This is a genomic window from Candidatus Thiodiazotropha sp. LNASS1 (assembly GCF_964212655.1).
GTDB lineage: Bacteria > Pseudomonadota > Gammaproteobacteria > Chromatiales > Chromatiaceae > Thiodiazotropha.
Genome location: NZ_OZ156465.1, coordinates 4325091 through 4340107, shown reverse-complemented (window position 1 = coordinate 4340107; position 15017 = coordinate 4325091). Strand labels below are relative to the sequence as shown.

The 15017-nt window shown below is 50.9% G+C and carries 12 protein-coding genes and 1 pseudogene; 7 read left to right on the top strand and 6 right to left on the bottom strand.

All coding sequences use genetic code 11. The features are described from left to right. Window positions 1-90 precede the first annotated feature (90 nt). The 5 genes and pseudogenes from AB8516_RS19390 to AB8516_RS19370 all read left to right on the top strand — a co-directional run bounded on the left by AB8516_RS19390 (window position 91) and on the right by AB8516_RS19370 (window position 8694). Window positions 91-1467 carry a hypothetical protein gene (locus tag AB8516_RS19390; protein ID WP_369162804.1) on the top strand — a complete coding sequence of 459 codons (1377 nt, stop codon included), beginning with the start codon at window positions 91-93 and terminating at the stop codon, window positions 1465-1467. Window positions 1468-1706: 239 nt separating this feature from the next. Beyond that, complete coding sequence (locus AB8516_RS19385; protein ID WP_369162803.1) at window positions 1707-4541, top strand: AMP-binding protein; 2835 nt, start codon at window positions 1707-1709, stop codon at window positions 4539-4541. A gap of 376 nt (window positions 4542-4917) precedes the next feature. Then, a pseudogene (locus AB8516_RS19380) lies at window positions 4918-6338 on the top strand (diguanylate cyclase); the annotation flags it as partial. Window positions 6339-6353: 15 nt separating this feature from the next. Beyond that, complete coding sequence (locus AB8516_RS19375) at window positions 6354-7247, top strand: putative bifunctional diguanylate cyclase/phosphodiesterase (RefSeq protein WP_369163338.1); 894 nt, start codon at window positions 6354-6356, stop codon at window positions 7245-7247. A 247-nt stretch (window positions 7248-7494) separates the two neighbouring features. After that, complete coding sequence (locus AB8516_RS19370) at window positions 7495-8694, top strand: CapA family protein (protein ID WP_108340688.1); 1200 nt, start codon at window positions 7495-7497, stop codon at window positions 8692-8694. 26 nt (window positions 8695-8720) lie between these two features. On the opposite strand, the gene AB8516_RS19365 is transcribed toward AB8516_RS19370, so the two are convergent. After that, a complete protein-coding gene (locus tag AB8516_RS19365; protein WP_108295211.1) occupies window positions 8721-8951 on the bottom strand; it encodes a hypothetical protein in 231 nt (76 codons plus the stop codon). Window positions 8952-9165: 214 nt separating this feature from the next. Between AB8516_RS19365 and AB8516_RS19360 the strand changes: the two genes are divergently transcribed. After that, complete coding sequence (locus tag AB8516_RS19360; RefSeq protein ID WP_108295212.1) at window positions 9166-9645, top strand: NADAR family protein; 480 nt, start codon at window positions 9166-9168, stop codon at window positions 9643-9645. Here the strand turns inward: AB8516_RS19360 and AB8516_RS19355 are convergent. The 5 genes from AB8516_RS19355 to AB8516_RS19335 form a co-directional block, all read right to left on the bottom strand. Beyond that, complete coding sequence (locus tag AB8516_RS19355; protein WP_108295213.1) at window positions 9625-9918, bottom strand: hypothetical protein; 294 nt, start codon at window positions 9916-9918, stop codon at window positions 9625-9627. The genes AB8516_RS19360 and AB8516_RS19355 overlap by 21 nt on opposite strands. 186 nt (window positions 9919-10104) lie before the next feature. Further along, window positions 10105-11889: a hypothetical protein gene (locus tag AB8516_RS19350; RefSeq protein ID WP_369162802.1), complete on the bottom strand. Its 1785-nt coding sequence runs from the start codon at window positions 11887-11889 to the stop codon at window positions 10105-10107. 471 nt (window positions 11890-12360) lie between these two features. Then, window positions 12361-12873: a hypothetical protein gene (locus tag AB8516_RS19345; RefSeq protein ID WP_108340121.1), complete on the bottom strand. Its 513-nt coding sequence runs from the start codon at window positions 12871-12873 to the stop codon at window positions 12361-12363. Between the two features lie 162 nt (window positions 12874-13035). Further along, window positions 13036-13164: a hypothetical protein gene (locus AB8516_RS19340; protein ID WP_369162801.1), complete on the bottom strand. Its 129-nt coding sequence runs from the start codon at window positions 13162-13164 to the stop codon at window positions 13036-13038. An 18-nt stretch (window positions 13165-13182) separates the two neighbouring features. Further along, the gene (locus tag AB8516_RS19335) at window positions 13183-14061 is read right to left on the bottom strand and encodes a substrate-binding domain-containing protein (protein WP_369162800.1); all 879 of its coding nucleotides are present in this window, start codon (window positions 14059-14061) and stop codon (window positions 13183-13185) included. A 304-nt stretch (window positions 14062-14365) separates the two neighbouring features. On the opposite strand from AB8516_RS19335, the gene AB8516_RS19330 reads away from it, so the two are divergent. Next, on the top strand, window positions 14366-14959 hold the full coding sequence (locus tag AB8516_RS19330; protein ID WP_369162799.1) for an SCO family protein: 594 nt from the start codon (window positions 14366-14368) through the stop codon (window positions 14957-14959). The last annotated feature ends 58 nt before the right edge of the window (window positions 14960-15017 follow it).

The window sequence follows — 15017 nt, the reverse complement described above, 5'->3', positions numbered from 1 at the left end:
CAGTTATTACTGTGGAGTGCATAAACATGCATTCCAACGCCTGCTTCCAGGAACCATGTAGAATCATAAACATAACAGGGAGGTACCAAGATGGAGCATCGCAATATAATTGGATCAGTACCGATCGGCTTGGTCATTCTCGTGTTACTGGTATCGGGTTGTGCCACTACCGAGCCCTATCATTTCATGGCATGGACCGACGGTAATTGCGTCGATCCCGACAGCAGCAACTGCAAGCAGAGTTATTACCAGGAGCATTCAAAGTATGATCTGGCATTCGCCGAATTCACCGAACGCGGCAATGCTTTCAATGACGACTGGATAAAACAGGTACTTGCCAAGATAGGCGAGCGCCAGCGGACACAGGGTGTGGTAACCATCGTTTTTATTCATGGCTGGAAGCACAATGCCGACGAAAACGACGAGAATCTCAAAGACTTCAAAAAAACCCTGGAGTTGCTTGCTGAATCCGCGCAGCTTATCAACAGGCGCCTGGTCGGGGTCTACATAGGATGGCGCGGCAGCAGCATCGAGCTGCCCCTGCTCAAGGAACTGACCTTCTGGGATCGCAAGGCCGTCGCTCAAGAGGTCGGCAAGGGTGGCGTAACCCGGCTACTGTTGGAACTGGATAAAATCGACCGTGAAAACAAAAGAAACGTATTGGCGATCGTGGGACACAGTTTCGGCGGTGCGATCACCGTTAGCGCAACGTCGGAAGTGCTGACAGAAATCATAGTCAACGACAGACAGGAGCATGGCGGAAGGATCGGCGATGCGGTCATCGTGCTTAATCCGGCCATAGAAGCCAACCAAACATTGAGTATGGTTGAGGCGGCGGTAAACAATCAAAATACCAGCCTGAGAAATCCACTTTTTTACTCAATCAGCAGCGATGCGGACAGCGCAACCCACTACCTCTTTCCTATCGGTCAAACCATCGGCCTGTTATTTACCTGGCGTCAGAAGGATCTGGAAAGATCCTACTATTACGACCGAATCACCGATGAGAAGCTGGTGTTGCGGGAAGAACATCTCGATGTGGCAACTACCGGCAACTTTGCACCCTACTTGACTCACAGACTGACCATGAACAGGTCGGGCGATATACCTTATCCCTCCTTACTGCCCTGTGATGAGGTACCGGATGATTGCGTGCCGAAAGGACTGACGACACTTGATGGCCACCCGACAATAGGCCCTCTCCCTGCAGATTATCCGTTGCAGTTTATTAAAACCGATAAAACGGTAATGGCAGGCCATAACGATATTTTCAATCCACAGATCCTGACCTTTATCTACACCCTGATAGACGATGTCGTCCGCTATGCGGTTATTGACGATCCTGACTATAAATATGACGGCATAGCATCCGGCAATATACTGTCAAGACCTGAAGATCTCAAACAACGGTTCAGACGATTTTACGATAAGATTCTGAACAAGATGCAGCGCACCCCTGCGGATTAATCACATATTGTTGATTGGATTAGTGTTAACAGGCCCTAGAATTCATACACCCATGGGTGTGCGTTCTTATTTTATCTTCTAGACTTAGCCTAACGGGCCAAGTCTAAGGAGAGCGCCGACGATCACATCACCATGGCCCGCAACATCGGGCGATCACATGACTATTCGTGTTGACAAATCCGGCTGCAGTCATGATCACAGGCAGGCAAACTGCCTCTCATATCCTAAGGGTCAGGCCTATGGGTAATCGACTCAACCAACAGAAGGATAACCGCAAGACCGAGATCACCGCTGATGCCCTGCTAAGCGTGATTCAAGGATTGATCGATGAGTCGCCGGACAGCGATAATTTAAAACATGATTTGACCCTGGATTGCCGTCTGGAGCACGACCTGGGACTGGACAGCCTGGCCCGCACCGAGCTGGTGGCGCGCATCAACAAAGCGTTCGCAATCCTGCTGCCGGACGAAGCATTGCTTGCCGAAACACCGCGCGCACTGATGACCCTGCTCACACAAGCAGCCGGGATGCCGGAAGTGGAGACAACAGCGGCGCCGAAGGTATTGCCGAAAGACAGGTCAACGCTACCATCGGCGGCCTCGACCCTGATGGAAGTCCTGGCCTGGCATCTCGATCAGCAACCGGAGAGGACACATATCCTACATTACGGCAATGACGGCGAACCCGATGAGATGAGCTACCGGGATCTATGGCAGGGTGCAACCCGGGTGGCAACAGGCTTATGGGAACGATCGGTGCAGCCAGGCGACAGGGTGGCATTGATGCTGCCCACCGGTGTGAGCTATTTCCATAGTTTTTTCGGCGTTCTCCTGGCGGGCGCCGTGCCGGTACCCATCTATCCACCCACACGCCCTTCACAGCTGGAAGAGCATATGCGCCGCCATGGACGTATATTGCAAAACGCGGGCGTACACATACTGATCACGTTTCAGGAGGCGCACAGGGTAGCCCGCCTGTTCAGAACCCAGGTGCCTTCCCTACAGCACATCGTCGACTGGTCCGAGCTCGACAAAACGGCAGGCACGCCTCCCGCAACCATCAGGAACAGCCAGGATATCGCTTTTCTGCAATACTCATCGGGCAGCACGGGCGACCCCAAGGGGGTGATGCTCAGCCATGCCGACCTGTTGGCCAACATCCGCGCCATGGGTAAGGCGGTGGCGGTCACGCCCGAGGATGTCTTCGTCAGCTGGCTGCCCCTCTATCACGACATGGGCCTGATCGGCGCCTGGCTCGGCAGCCTCTATTTCGCGATGCCGCTAGTGATCATGTCACCCCTGCATTTCCTGGCACAGCCCTCCCGCTGGCTGTGGGCCATTCACCACCACCGGGGAACCCTCTCAGGCTCGCCCAACTTCGGCTACGAACTCTGTCTCGGCAAGGTAGAGGAAGATGAGATCGCGGGACTGGATCTCAGCTCCTGGCGGTTCGCTTTCAATGGCGCTGAACCCGTCAGCGCCACCACGCTGCGGGGATTTACCCGCCGTTACGCGCCATATGGCCTCAACGCCAACGCCCTGGCACCGGTCTACGGCCTGGCTGAAGTGGCGGTGGGGCTGGCCTTCCCGCCACCACTGCGCGGGCCTGTCGTCGACCGGATCAACAGAGACCGTTTCATGCTCAACGGCGAGGCCCTTACCGCCGCGGAGGACGACCCCGATCCCCTCTCCATCGTGGCGTGCGGCAGACCGCTGCCCGGTTACCGGGTGCAGGTGGTGGATGAGGCCGATCGGCCACTCCCCGAGCGCAACGAGGGGCGGCTCGAATTTCAGGGACCCTCCGCCACCCGCGGTTATTTCAACAATCCCGAAGCCACCAAGGGCCTCTATCGGGACGGCTGGCTGGATACCGGTGACCGCGCCTATCTCGCGGACGGCGACATCTACATTACCGGCCGTATCAAAGAGATGATCATTCGTGCCGGACGCAACATCTACCCTTACGAACTGGAGCAGCTGGTCGGTGAGCTTCCCGGCATCCGCAAGGGTTGTGTGGCGGCATTCCCCAGCATCGATTCCGCCAACGGCAGCGAACAACTGGTCGTCGTGGCGGAGAGCCGGGAGAAGGATCCGCAACGTCTTGAAGCCCTGCGACAGGCAATCCGTGACAAGACCATCGACCTGCTCGGGATGCCGCCGGACGATCTGTTGCTGGCGCCCCCGCATACCGTACTGAAAACCTCCAGCGGTAAACTGCGGCGGGGCGCCATGCGGACACTGTATGAACAGGGACGCCTGGGACGGGGACAGCGCCCGCTGCCGTTACAGGTGATGAATCTGCTGCTGTCGGGGATAGCACAGCGGCTGCGCACGATCTTTAAAGGTTCAGCAAGCTACCTGTTTGCACTCTATGCCTGGATCATTTTCTATACCCTGGTCCCGCTGGTATGGCTCTCGGTCGTGCTGCTGCCGCGCCTCCCCTGGCGCTGGAGAGTGATCCGTAAGGCGATTCGAATCCTGCGCGGCCTTACCGCCACACCGCTTCGTGTCGAGGGCCTGGAGCACCTTCCAGCAACCGATCGCCCCGTCATCCTGATCGCCAATCACGCCAGTTATCTCGACACCCTGGCACTGATCGACGGCATACCCCGGGACTTCATCTATGTCGCCAAGCAGGAGCTGGCGGTGAAGTTCTACTCCAGGCTGTTTCTGCAACGCCTCGATACGGTGTTCGTGGAGCGATTCGATACCTTGCGCAGCGCCATCGCAACCGAGGAGTTCGCCAAACAGCTCGCTGCCGGCCGGTCGTTGGCGATCTATCCCGAAGGCACATTCCGGGCTGAACCGGGCTTGTTACCGTTCCACATGGGAGCCTTTGTCACGGCAGCCAAAAGCGGGGCGACGCTTTTACCGGTCACCCTAAGAGGCACCCGCGCCATCCTGCAATCCGACTCCAACTTCCCACACCATGGCGCCGTGCGGATCATCATCTCACCACCACTGGAACCGCAGGGAGATGATTGGGCGGAGGCCGTTCGCCTTCAGACCGCCGCGAGGGAGGAGATCGCCCGTCATTGCAATGAACAGAGTCTGCGGCATCAGGATCATATATAGCGTTAAAATGGGCTGATTAACGAAGGGACCTTTCATGCGACACCTTGTAAGTGAGGGTATGATTCGGACTGACAGGCTCGGCGGTATGAGTAGGTATAAACCTTTGAGATAGCACGATTGTATTATCAATTATGCGTTTAAAGTATATTTGAATTATGGGTGATGGCACAAAACTTTACTTGTAATCACAACCACATGGTTTATAAAAAAGATTTTCACTTGATATTCGCAATGTAATTTATATTGCATAGTTTTTATTTTACATTTATACCTAGTATTGTTGGCAGGGATACCACGATTCTATTCTCTGAATTTTTATCAACCCCAAAAAACTGCATTTTGTGGTTTAGTACTTTAACGCCTAACTATTTGTGTAATGTATATGCCGGTCGGTTCATTGTGGCGTCTCTATTTTTTTCTCATTTTATGTTCTCTATTGCTCTATTTTGTCGCAGGGAAAGTCACATCCGATAACATTCAACAAAACGCCATTAAAGACATTAGTCATATCCACAAGCTCGTTGAAATCTCCTCCATCAACCAATTACATCAGCTGGACACACTATTGAAAACGCTCGGACGCCGTCTTTACGATATCGGATTAGATAACGGTGGGGCCCTAAAAAACGCCATGGATGAGTTGATCGCCGACAATCAATCCATTACCGCCTACGGAATCTCAACACCTGATGGAAAGATGATTCACAATTCATTGAATCTCGACAATGAGCGACTGCCAAATTTACTTCAAACCCCGGAAACCCGGGAAACATACCTTAAAGCACTTTATAGCGATGGCATGGTGCTTGGCCGGACCTATTTTTACGACCCCTTGAAGCAATGGATCATACCATTTCGGTACGCTCTTCGAGACCCCCAAGGCACACCACTGGCGGTAATTTCTCTTGCAATTGATGTGGAAAACGAAAACAATCCCTGGGCCATCGGCAGGAAAGCTGAGGGCTTCGCAGTGAGCATCACAAAACAAAACGCCGATAATGATTCCTATTACAGCCAGTATGCATATCCAGATTCATTTCTTCCTTTAGGTAATAAATATAAAACATATTATTCACCGCCGTATCCGGAAAATGAGATTGTTCTAGCGAAACAGCGCATTGCAGAGTCGGCGGGTATGAATATGGAAAGGTTTATGGCAAGAGAAATGCCGGTGCATTACATCTTCAGCGCAGACACCGATTGGCTTGAAGTTATCTCCTATAACAACCGGTATGAACTATTTACAGCCATATCCAAGGAGTACCGCTACATCAACTATTCTATCTATATTGCTTATGTCAAATATTTCTTCCTATTTTTGCTTTTCAATACAGTCTTATTTTTCATCATTCGCTATATCGATAAAATTCAGAATATTTCCCGAGTCACACTCAAACACCAAGCCTCACATGACAAATTGACTAATCTGCCAAACCGATACTACCTAGACGATCAATTTCACAAATGGATAAAGGTGAGTAATAAAAGTAGCTATTCAGTCATTTTTCTCGACATGAACAACTTCAAGTACATCAATGAATACTATGGTCACTCGATTGGCGACAGGGTTCTTCAGATACTTGCCCGACGACTGCAAAACTGTACAACTGATAATACATTGGCAGTCAGGCAAGGCGGCGATGAATTCATCATTCTGGTACCACATAGTGACGTAGCACAACTTAAGACATTTTCTGAACATATTTCTAACAAATTAGAGAGAAGATTGTTGTTGATGGGATCATGCTCTCACTTAGCGGCAGCATGGGAATAGCCACCTCGAATCAGCCGGGCCACCCATTGGAAGATCTAATGAAAAAGGCTGATATTGCCATGCACAGCGCAAAAAACGAACATGCTGATTATGCCTTCTTTACTGAAGAACTTCAGCAAATCAACGACGAACGAACTCTAATACAAGAAGCCATGCAGCAGGCGCTCGACAACGACGAAATGTACATGGTATATCAACCACAAGTGCATGCGATCGACGGACAACTTCATGGTGTGGAAGCCTTGATACGTTGGACTAACCCCTCTCTGGGTACTATTTCGCCGACGGACTTCATCCCTTTGGCCGAAGGATCAAAACTCATTAACAATATCGGTGATTTCGTCATTGATACTGTATTCAGAGAGATAAGCCATATTCAATCAATATCCAAACCCTTTCAGATATCCATTAATGTATCAGTACGCCAATTGCGTGATGTGAATTTACGTCGATACTTAGTCGACAAAGCAAATGAGTACGATATTAAACCGTCGAATGTAACATTAGAGATAACTGAAAATGTATTCATTGATGACTTTGATCAGATCCAACATATCCTGATGCAAATCAAACGCGAAGGTTTTAAGGTATCACTCGATGATTTCGGCACCGGCTACTCCTCATTGAGCGTTTTGGATAAATTACCGATAGATGAAATTAAAATCGACCGAAGTTTCATTCAGCATATAGACTCAGCCGATAACTACAATTCTTTTGTCGAGAGCATCGTTCGTATCGGTCACAGCCTAAGTATTCCCACCCTGGCGGAAGGCGTCGAAAACGAGGAACAGGTACTTTCAATTACTGCATGTGGATGCGATCTCATTCAAGGATATCTCTTTGCCAAACCGATGAAAAAAGATCAACTTGAAGCATACATCCTGGACTTTAATCCTTACGGCAGATTAGTTAATAACGCACGAACCGAATAAAAAGGGTCTCCAGCTACTGCTTTTCCTGTACGCCGACCGCACTCGATCCATGGCAATGAGCATTATCTGTCACATGAGGACCGAGTACAGCCTGAATACCGGGTTGAACCGATATCCGGATCCATCCGCGAAACAACTGTGAGTAAACCAAGATTCAGGCTATTCGCCTCATCTGTATTACTGCATTGTTTTCGAACTAAACTAGTAACATGAAGTGACAATCTCTTGCGACAGGCAGGAGTATCTGATGCACAGACGAACATTTCTCCATATCCTGGGGCTGGGTGCTGTGAGCTTCGGTATCGACACATCGGCCCAGGGTAGAATCGACACAACGGACGACACCATCACCCTGTTCCTGTGTGGCGATGTGATGACCGGACGCGGCATCGACCAGATACTGCCCTACCCCGGCAGACCGGCTATCTACGAATCCCATCTCAAAAGCGCCAGGGACTATGTGACGATCGCCGAAAACAGGAGTGGCCACATTCCCCGACAGGTTCCCTTCGATTACATATGGGGCGATGCCTTGACCGAGTTTGAGCAAATAAAACCGGACCTGCGGATCATCAATCTCGAAACAGCCATCACCATCAGCGAGGAATATTGGCCGCGTAAGGGCATCAATTACCGCATGCACCCCCGAAACACTCCCTGCCTCACCGCGGCACAAATTGATGCCTGCGTGCTCGCCAACAACCATGTACTGGATTGGGGTTATGCCGGCTTGGCCGAAACCCTCACCAGTCTAAAGAACCAGAATATTGAATATGCCGGCACCGGGCGGGACCGCGCCAGCGCTGAAGCACCCTTGATCTTCGATCTGCCGGGAAAAGGCAGGATTCTTCTGTATGCCTTTGCCCATCGTTCCAGCGGCGTGCCCACGGCATGGCGGGCCGAGGTAAACCGGCCTGGTATAGCGCTTTTGAAATCGTTCAGCAGTTCAGAGATTACCCGATTGGCGGCTGATATCGCCACCAGGAAACAGACCGGCGACCTGATTCTGTTCTCTATCCACTGGGGCGGCAATTGGGGCTATGGGATTCCACCCGAACATCGCCGCTTCGCCCATTGGCTGGTGGACAAGACGGGGGTGGACATCGTCCATGGCCACTCCTCCCACCACCCGAAAGGGATAGAACTGTATCATGGTGCTCCCATCATCTACGGCTGTGGCGACTTTCTCAACGACTATGAGGGGATCGGTAAATACGATCTGTTTCGGGACGATCTGACGCTGGCCTATTTCCTCACCTTTGACCCGCATGCCGGCCGGGTGACGCGCCTGGTGATGACGCCATTCCAGATCAGAAAATTCCGCCTGAACTACCCATCTCAAAAGGACCGGATATGGTTACGCCAAACCATGGCGCGAGAGTGTGCGCAGTTTGCAACCGGCGTGACTGAGCTGATCGATGGCAGATTTGAACTTGAAATCAGTTAAGTTTCACGGTCGGCAGGGAGAGCTGTTTAATCTCCTTTTTTTACCTGATTGATGTGCTCGAGCCCCTCAAACAGATCGGGCAGCGTCTTTAGGATATGCAGCAGCGCAAACAGTAGAACGCCATGGTGCATCCCGATACGAAACTGCTCGATGGTTTGTAGTTCATACCAGGCCTCTGAAGCACCGGTATATAAAAGCAGAATGCCGACCAGTAAATTCAGATATGTGTTCGTGGTAATCATTTTAAGCAGTTTCATCTACCCGGTTCCGTCCCTATCCTGACTCGTCGTTTCTTAAAAAACACCTGGATAGTGCAGTTTTGTCGATAGAACTTTTACTGCCTATGTTGTTGGACGATAAATATCATTTTCCCTCTATGGCATTGATGACATCACACTTGGTCATGACTTGGATTGTGAGCCCTGTTAAGGGACAATTTGGCCAATGTCTGCAGATCAAAGGTATCCAGGAATGCTATTTTCAAAGTCGGAATCAACACCGCTTTATGTATCCCGTACAGATCCTCTTAATCCTCTTTCCAGCTATTCCAAACATGGGTTTGAACTTGACGGCGATGTCTGGCCCTCTGTTGAACACTACTACCAGGGCATGAAATTCAAACCCGGTGGGCTGCGCACCACCATTCGTGATGCGGATCATCCCGCCAAGGCGAAAAAACTCGCGGCAAAAAACAAAAAATCGGCACGCAATGATTGGGAACAGGTCAAGGAAACCATCATGACGCGCGGTATCTATATAAAATGCCGCACCCATCCTGAAGTCGTCGAAGCCTTGCTTGCCACGAAGGAGCAGAAGATCATCGAGAACAGTCAATTCGACTACTACTGGGGCTGCGGCCGAGACGGGCGCGGTCACAACACCTTCGGCAAGATATTGATGGCGGTCAGGGAGAAACTCAGGGAGGAGAGATCAACCGCTGAACGGCCATAGCTCTATCCCCAACCACATAAAGCCGATCGACAGCACGATGCAGCACAGCGTGACGACTGCGATCAGTGGCTTGATACCGACCGACAATATTTGCATGACGCCCAGGTAGGCCCCGACGGCGGTCACGAAAAAAGCGAATTCACTCACCACGAGCAGGGTCAGCAATGGCATGGCAGTCGCCCCATCATCACCTGTGACGCTGCCTTTCATCACGATCAGCATCAAAAACAGGCCGATACCCAAGGCGACGAACGGGAAATTGTTCTTACTCATTGTACTGCACCCGTATCAAACAAGCCTAAATTGTTTCTGGTGTCCGCCTGGGTGTCAATAGCACCATTTATACCAGGAAATACCAGCAATGGTTTTCATGATAAACGAGTGCACGTCATAAAAATAAAATGTAATCAATAGTTTTCTATGATTCGCAGGCGGCCCTCTAAACCACACCATTCACTCTCAATTGCGGTTGACGTTACGATACAGCTCAACCACCTCACCCAACTGGGATGGCCCCAGATCCGCCGCCATGGCGGAGAAACCGATGACCGGGACACCTGTCCACTCTCCAGCCATAGCACCGATACCACCAATGATTTCGGTCATCGTAATTATGCTTGGGTTGGTTGCGTAGTCGTATTGGGCAGCGGCTGAGATGGTCACCCATCCCGCCTCAAAGCCAGGATCAAGATTCCAGTTGAAAACATTCGCGGCAGGGGTGCCCAGAACAGACTGATTACCACCAATGGCACGATTCACGGAAACCACATTGATTACACGTGGTAGAGAAACTGTTAATTTCAAAGGGCTGATAAGCGAATCAGATATAGCGTCAGCGTCAAGCGCAGCAGCCCTTTCTTCATAGTCGTAGTAGAAGAGACGTATCTCTGTGTCAGGCGTTGCATTTATTAAATATCCTGCATTTCTACAGAAGGTGCCTGCACCATCATGAGGATGGTCGTTAAACTGCGTGCCTAAGCTTTCTAGGGTGACAGTCTCACCATCGTTAATCCCGTCATTCAAGGTACCTGAGCAAGCTTCCAGGGGACCAGTATCATCGTGGTCATTGGTCAAGGTGTGGCTGTTGTAGATACCATGCTTGCGCATCGGAAAGTTCAGCACGATATCGGTCTCACCATTAACGCCGAACTCGACGAAGTATGGCGCAGCGACCGCATCGGCACTCAGTACCAAGGCAATCGGCAATGGATTGGAGCCCATAGGGATCGACGGGTTGGGGGTGATGTCGTAGACGGAACCGGTATCGTACTCGGCCAGCGGGAGGTCGATGGATTTCACCGTGTTACCATCTGTGCTCAGCATGTTCGCCCGTTGCACATCGCCGGAGGCCAGCGACGGCAACTGGGAGTTGACCGGATCGTCCGGCCGATAGTGCTGGGCCACCGTGGTGTAGTGATCGATATGGGTGGCCTGCTGCACAAAAGCGGCGCCGCTGGTGACGTTGAGCATTATTGAATAGACCTTGATCCCGCCGGTGGGCTCAACCAGCCCCGCATTCAGGCTGTCCCCATAGGGCACTCCCGCCCCACCCGTATCCTGGGCAATCCCTTCTGTCGACAAGGCACCGGACTCGAAGCCGTTGATCTGCTCATCAACATCACCGGCACTCCAGGCATCCGCGACCACAGAGCAATCCGCCGGTATGCCTGTGGCATCATGCCGCAGGCCATCCGCAATGGAGCGGTCCCCCGCTACTGGGTTGACAACACCATCAGCACTCCCGCCGGCATCGATTTCCGCCTCTAGACCACTGTCTTCTGCCGGGCCGGAACCATCGGCCAGGACACCCATCTCGATGATCTCCACATAACCTTCGGTCAGATCTTCGTCGGTGGTGGCGTCATAGCTGTTGCTGAAGTCGATACTGGCCTGCAATATGGCCTTGTCTGGATAGGTGCAGGTCTCATCCTCGGTGATGAGGTTGGGCAGACCGGTCGTGGTATTCATACGAAGTGTGGCGTTCCACACATCGTAGGGCGCCAGATAGACATTGATGTCGAAGACATCGTAACCGATACGCGATTCATGGAACCTGACCTTGACGGCCTTATTGAGCTCCGTGGTGTTGGTGACGGTCAGGTTGGTGATGAAGCCGTTGTTGACGGTGTAGTACGGTAAGAGTGCAATTTGACCGGCGCCGTCCGAATTGAGGTGGACGGCGTTGACACCTGTGGCAGCAATGGTCAGCAGCACGGCCGCCATCATCCTGAAATTTATCGCCACCGCTGTACCTCCCTTTACCAATGCATGATGAGTAAATTGAATATCCTTGAGTCGATTATCTGATTTTACGCTCTATTTTAAAATAATTATTTTGTGTCCATATTTTAAATTCTTTTACACCCTCGTCGACGCTGAGGGCCAGCAATAATCAGGGTCGTAGAGGAGTGGCGCTTACTTTAGACGAATTTCAGGATTTCTGTCATTCCGGCGCAGGCCGGAATCCAGGAATACCGTCACCATCAAGCATTCTGGATCCCGGCCTGCGCCGGGATGACGGTGGTTCTCGGCTTAAGTAAGCGCCATTCCTCTCTGCGACAGTTAATTCCACAAAAAAAGGAACCAGGTACTTTATACCGGTATCGAGCGACCGGAACTGCTACGGCCAATATCGAAATATGTTGTAACGTTTGAATTCCCTCAACGTGCCATGCCGACAATCACTGCCTTTACTGATATCGGACATCCCGAGTCTCAATCACATTCAAACTTGCAAGGTTTACCGTTGGCGCCACATTCGGCACGCATGACCATCAGTGAATTCTTCACACCGGGCACACGGCATACACTGCGGGTACGCATGGATAGCTTTGCACCACTCTGATAACTGCAAGTTATTTTATACAGGCCGTTTTTCTGTGATATCGCAATACTTGTGGGTTGACCCTTTTTGATCTCCGCCGGGGGTACGGCGCAGCTTACGTAGCCCATGAATTCTTTGTCTGAGGATTCCCACAGCGCATTATTCTTGCGACGTTTATACTCTCCGTAGCTGTCACACAGCTCAGTCTTTTTCTTGGCGTTTGGATCACGCTCAAAGCCACAATGGATTTTGAACATGCGCTTCATGTCATCTTCAGTAGGGCAATCCCCAATCTTCTGCGCCTGAGATATATCGGGACACTGACTCGAACTGCCGGCCGTAACCGAAGCGGAAATAAGAAGTGCAGTGATGCTGATAGCCAGAATAAAAGCGTAACGTTTCATGAATGTCTCCGTAGGTGCAAATCGGAAAGATGCAGGATAGATACTCGGATCTTCGTCATCAATCATTTCTGGGTGATATTTTGTTTTACAGCGAAAGAGATGGCAAAGACATAAGTCAAATTGAGGAGTATTCGCACCTGGAACGATCCGAAAAACAATAAGTTACCTATTCAACCAATAGATAACCACGGAGTGACGCAACAGATAGACAGGCGCACAATGCGTGATCTGCCGGTTGATTGGAGCGATGGCCACGGGGAGGCGTTCGCTCTGTTGAGCGGAAGCGGTCATTGGGCGCCCCCTTTTATTTTATTGCTTGGCGAGGGCCTCTCTGACGAACTGCTTCCAATGCTCCATTCGTTTCTGCAACAACAACATGCCATCGAAGTAAGGCACGACATCATTTTTACGGATAATCTCCCTGCCCTTGGGCCCTAAGGCGAACTGAATGAAGCGGTTGGACTCCCGACTGTTGGGTGAGTGCCTGTTGTGCACCAGATAGAGTGGGCGGTAGAGCAGATAGTTACCCGTGCGGATTTTCTCAAAACTCGGTTCCTTGCCTTCCAGTTTGAGAATCTTGAAATCCCGTTTGTGCGCACTCGCGATGCCGGTGACCGCGATGGCATTGGGATTCTTTTCCACCGTTTTTTCCAAAGGACCGGAAGACGGGAATTCATGCTTGCTGATGAAACTGGCCTTCGGATCTTCGAACAGATGCTGACGCAGGGTGTAACCGACGCCGGAGATCTTTCCCTTGCGGATAAGCAGTTCCAATGGCTGATCCGCCCCGCCTAGCTGGGACCAGTTTGTGATCTTACCCCGGTACAGCTCACGCAGCTGCACCAGGCTGATAGAATCGATGGGATTGGAGTTGTGCACCACAACCACCAGCGCATCCCAGGCCACGGGAATCATATTGGCGCTGGCTTCCACCCGACTTGAATCCAGCTTGAATCGGCAGGCGCCACCTATGTCTGCCTGATTGCCGGTAATTTCGCGGATCCCTTTGGTAGCGCCCCCACCGGCGATAGTGATATCGATACCGGTTTCCTCCTTGTAGGCAGCCGCAAGATCGGCCATAAACGCGTTGCGGGTTATACCGCAGCCTACCCAGGAGAGCTCCAGCGCTTGTGTCGTGATGGGTAATAGTGCCAGAAACAGCAGTTTGGATATGAATTGATAGCGCAAGATAACCTTCCTTTTTAGTTGGTCTTGAGCGTGTATACTATAGTCAATTCACTCGATTATTCACCCTATATTAGGAATTTCATTCTTATCCTTAGCAAAAAAATGTCTTAATTTTGACCGGCCGCTCAATCCCCCGAAAAGTTGATCCTACAAAGGACTCAATCAATCTGCGGTTTTCGACTGTTGTGTCGATAACAGAGAAGTTGCCACATGTATGGCTAATAATCTGACAGCAACGGCACATGGTAGGAGGATTAATGTTGGATAAAATGTTTATTAGTCAGGCAAGGAGCCATGAGGCACTATGTTTCGGATGATCTTTTTCTTCTTTGCGCTGCTCATCCTGTTCTCATCCGCCGCATCGGATGAGATGGTCCAAGAAGACGAGATACTCAGCTCCCGCAGTGAGTCACCCGGCGGAGATTTCGTTCTCTATTCCAGCCAAGGCAAGGTCTCATTGAAACAATTTAGAGGGAAAGTGGTACTGCTCTACTTCGGTTATACCAAATGCCCCGATGTCTGCCCTACCTCCCTTGCCATTATTGCCCAGACCCTGAATGAACTCAGTGAAGATGAGTTGAAATCTGTACATGGCGTGTTTATCAGTGTCGATCCCAAACGGGATAATGTCCAAGTACTGGATGAGTATGTCAGACACTTCCACCCCAACCTGGTGGGTGTAACCGGCAGTGAAGGTGAAGTTGCCGAGGTCGCCAGACGCTATGGCGCACAATACGAAGAAGCTGTCATTGAAGGATCCGATTTCGGTTATGCGGTCAACCACTCATCGGTTACCTATCTGATCACACCGGAGGGTGATCTACGTTTCATGTTTCCTCATCAAACACCCTCTTTCGTTATCCTGGAAGCCATTCGATATCTACTGGCAGGTAAGTAGAAAACCATATCTTTGGATGTGGTGGTAAAGGGGGTATTCCTAGATTCGTAAATAATGA

What these genes read in the sequence shown, in the direction of transcription:
- AB8516_RS19375 (WP_369163338.1), top strand. Translation starts at nt 6,354, where the DNA reads ATGAAAAAGGCTGATATTGCCATGCACAGCGCAAAAAACGAACATGCT.
- AB8516_RS19340 (WP_369162801.1), bottom strand. Translation starts at nt 13,164, where the DNA reads ATGACCGCTTCCGCTCAACAGAGCGAACGCCTCCCCGTGGCCATCGCT.
- AB8516_RS19345 (WP_108340121.1), bottom strand. Translation starts at nt 12,873, where the DNA reads ATGAAACGTTACGCTTTTATTCTGGCTATCAGCATCACTGCACTTCTT.
- AB8516_RS19385 (WP_369162803.1), top strand. Translation starts at nt 1,707, where the DNA reads ATGGGTAATCGACTCAACCAACAGAAGGATAACCGCAAGACCGAGATC.
- AB8516_RS19370 (WP_108340688.1), top strand. Translation starts at nt 7,495, where the DNA reads ATGCACAGACGAACATTTCTCCATATCCTGGGGCTGGGTGCTGTGAGC.
- AB8516_RS19365 (WP_108295211.1), bottom strand. Translation starts at nt 8,951, where the DNA reads ATGAAACTGCTTAAAATGATTACCACGAACACATATCTGAATTTACTG.
- AB8516_RS19330 (WP_369162799.1), top strand. Translation starts at nt 14,366, where the DNA reads ATGTTTCGGATGATCTTTTTCTTCTTTGCGCTGCTCATCCTGTTCTCA.
- AB8516_RS19390 (WP_369162804.1), top strand. Translation starts at nt 91, where the DNA reads ATGGAGCATCGCAATATAATTGGATCAGTACCGATCGGCTTGGTCATT.
- AB8516_RS19360 (WP_108295212.1), top strand. Translation starts at nt 9,166, where the DNA reads ATGCTATTTTCAAAGTCGGAATCAACACCGCTTTATGTATCCCGTACA.
- AB8516_RS19355 (WP_108295213.1), bottom strand. Translation starts at nt 9,918, where the DNA reads ATGAGTAAGAACAATTTCCCGTTCGTCGCCTTGGGTATCGGCCTGTTT.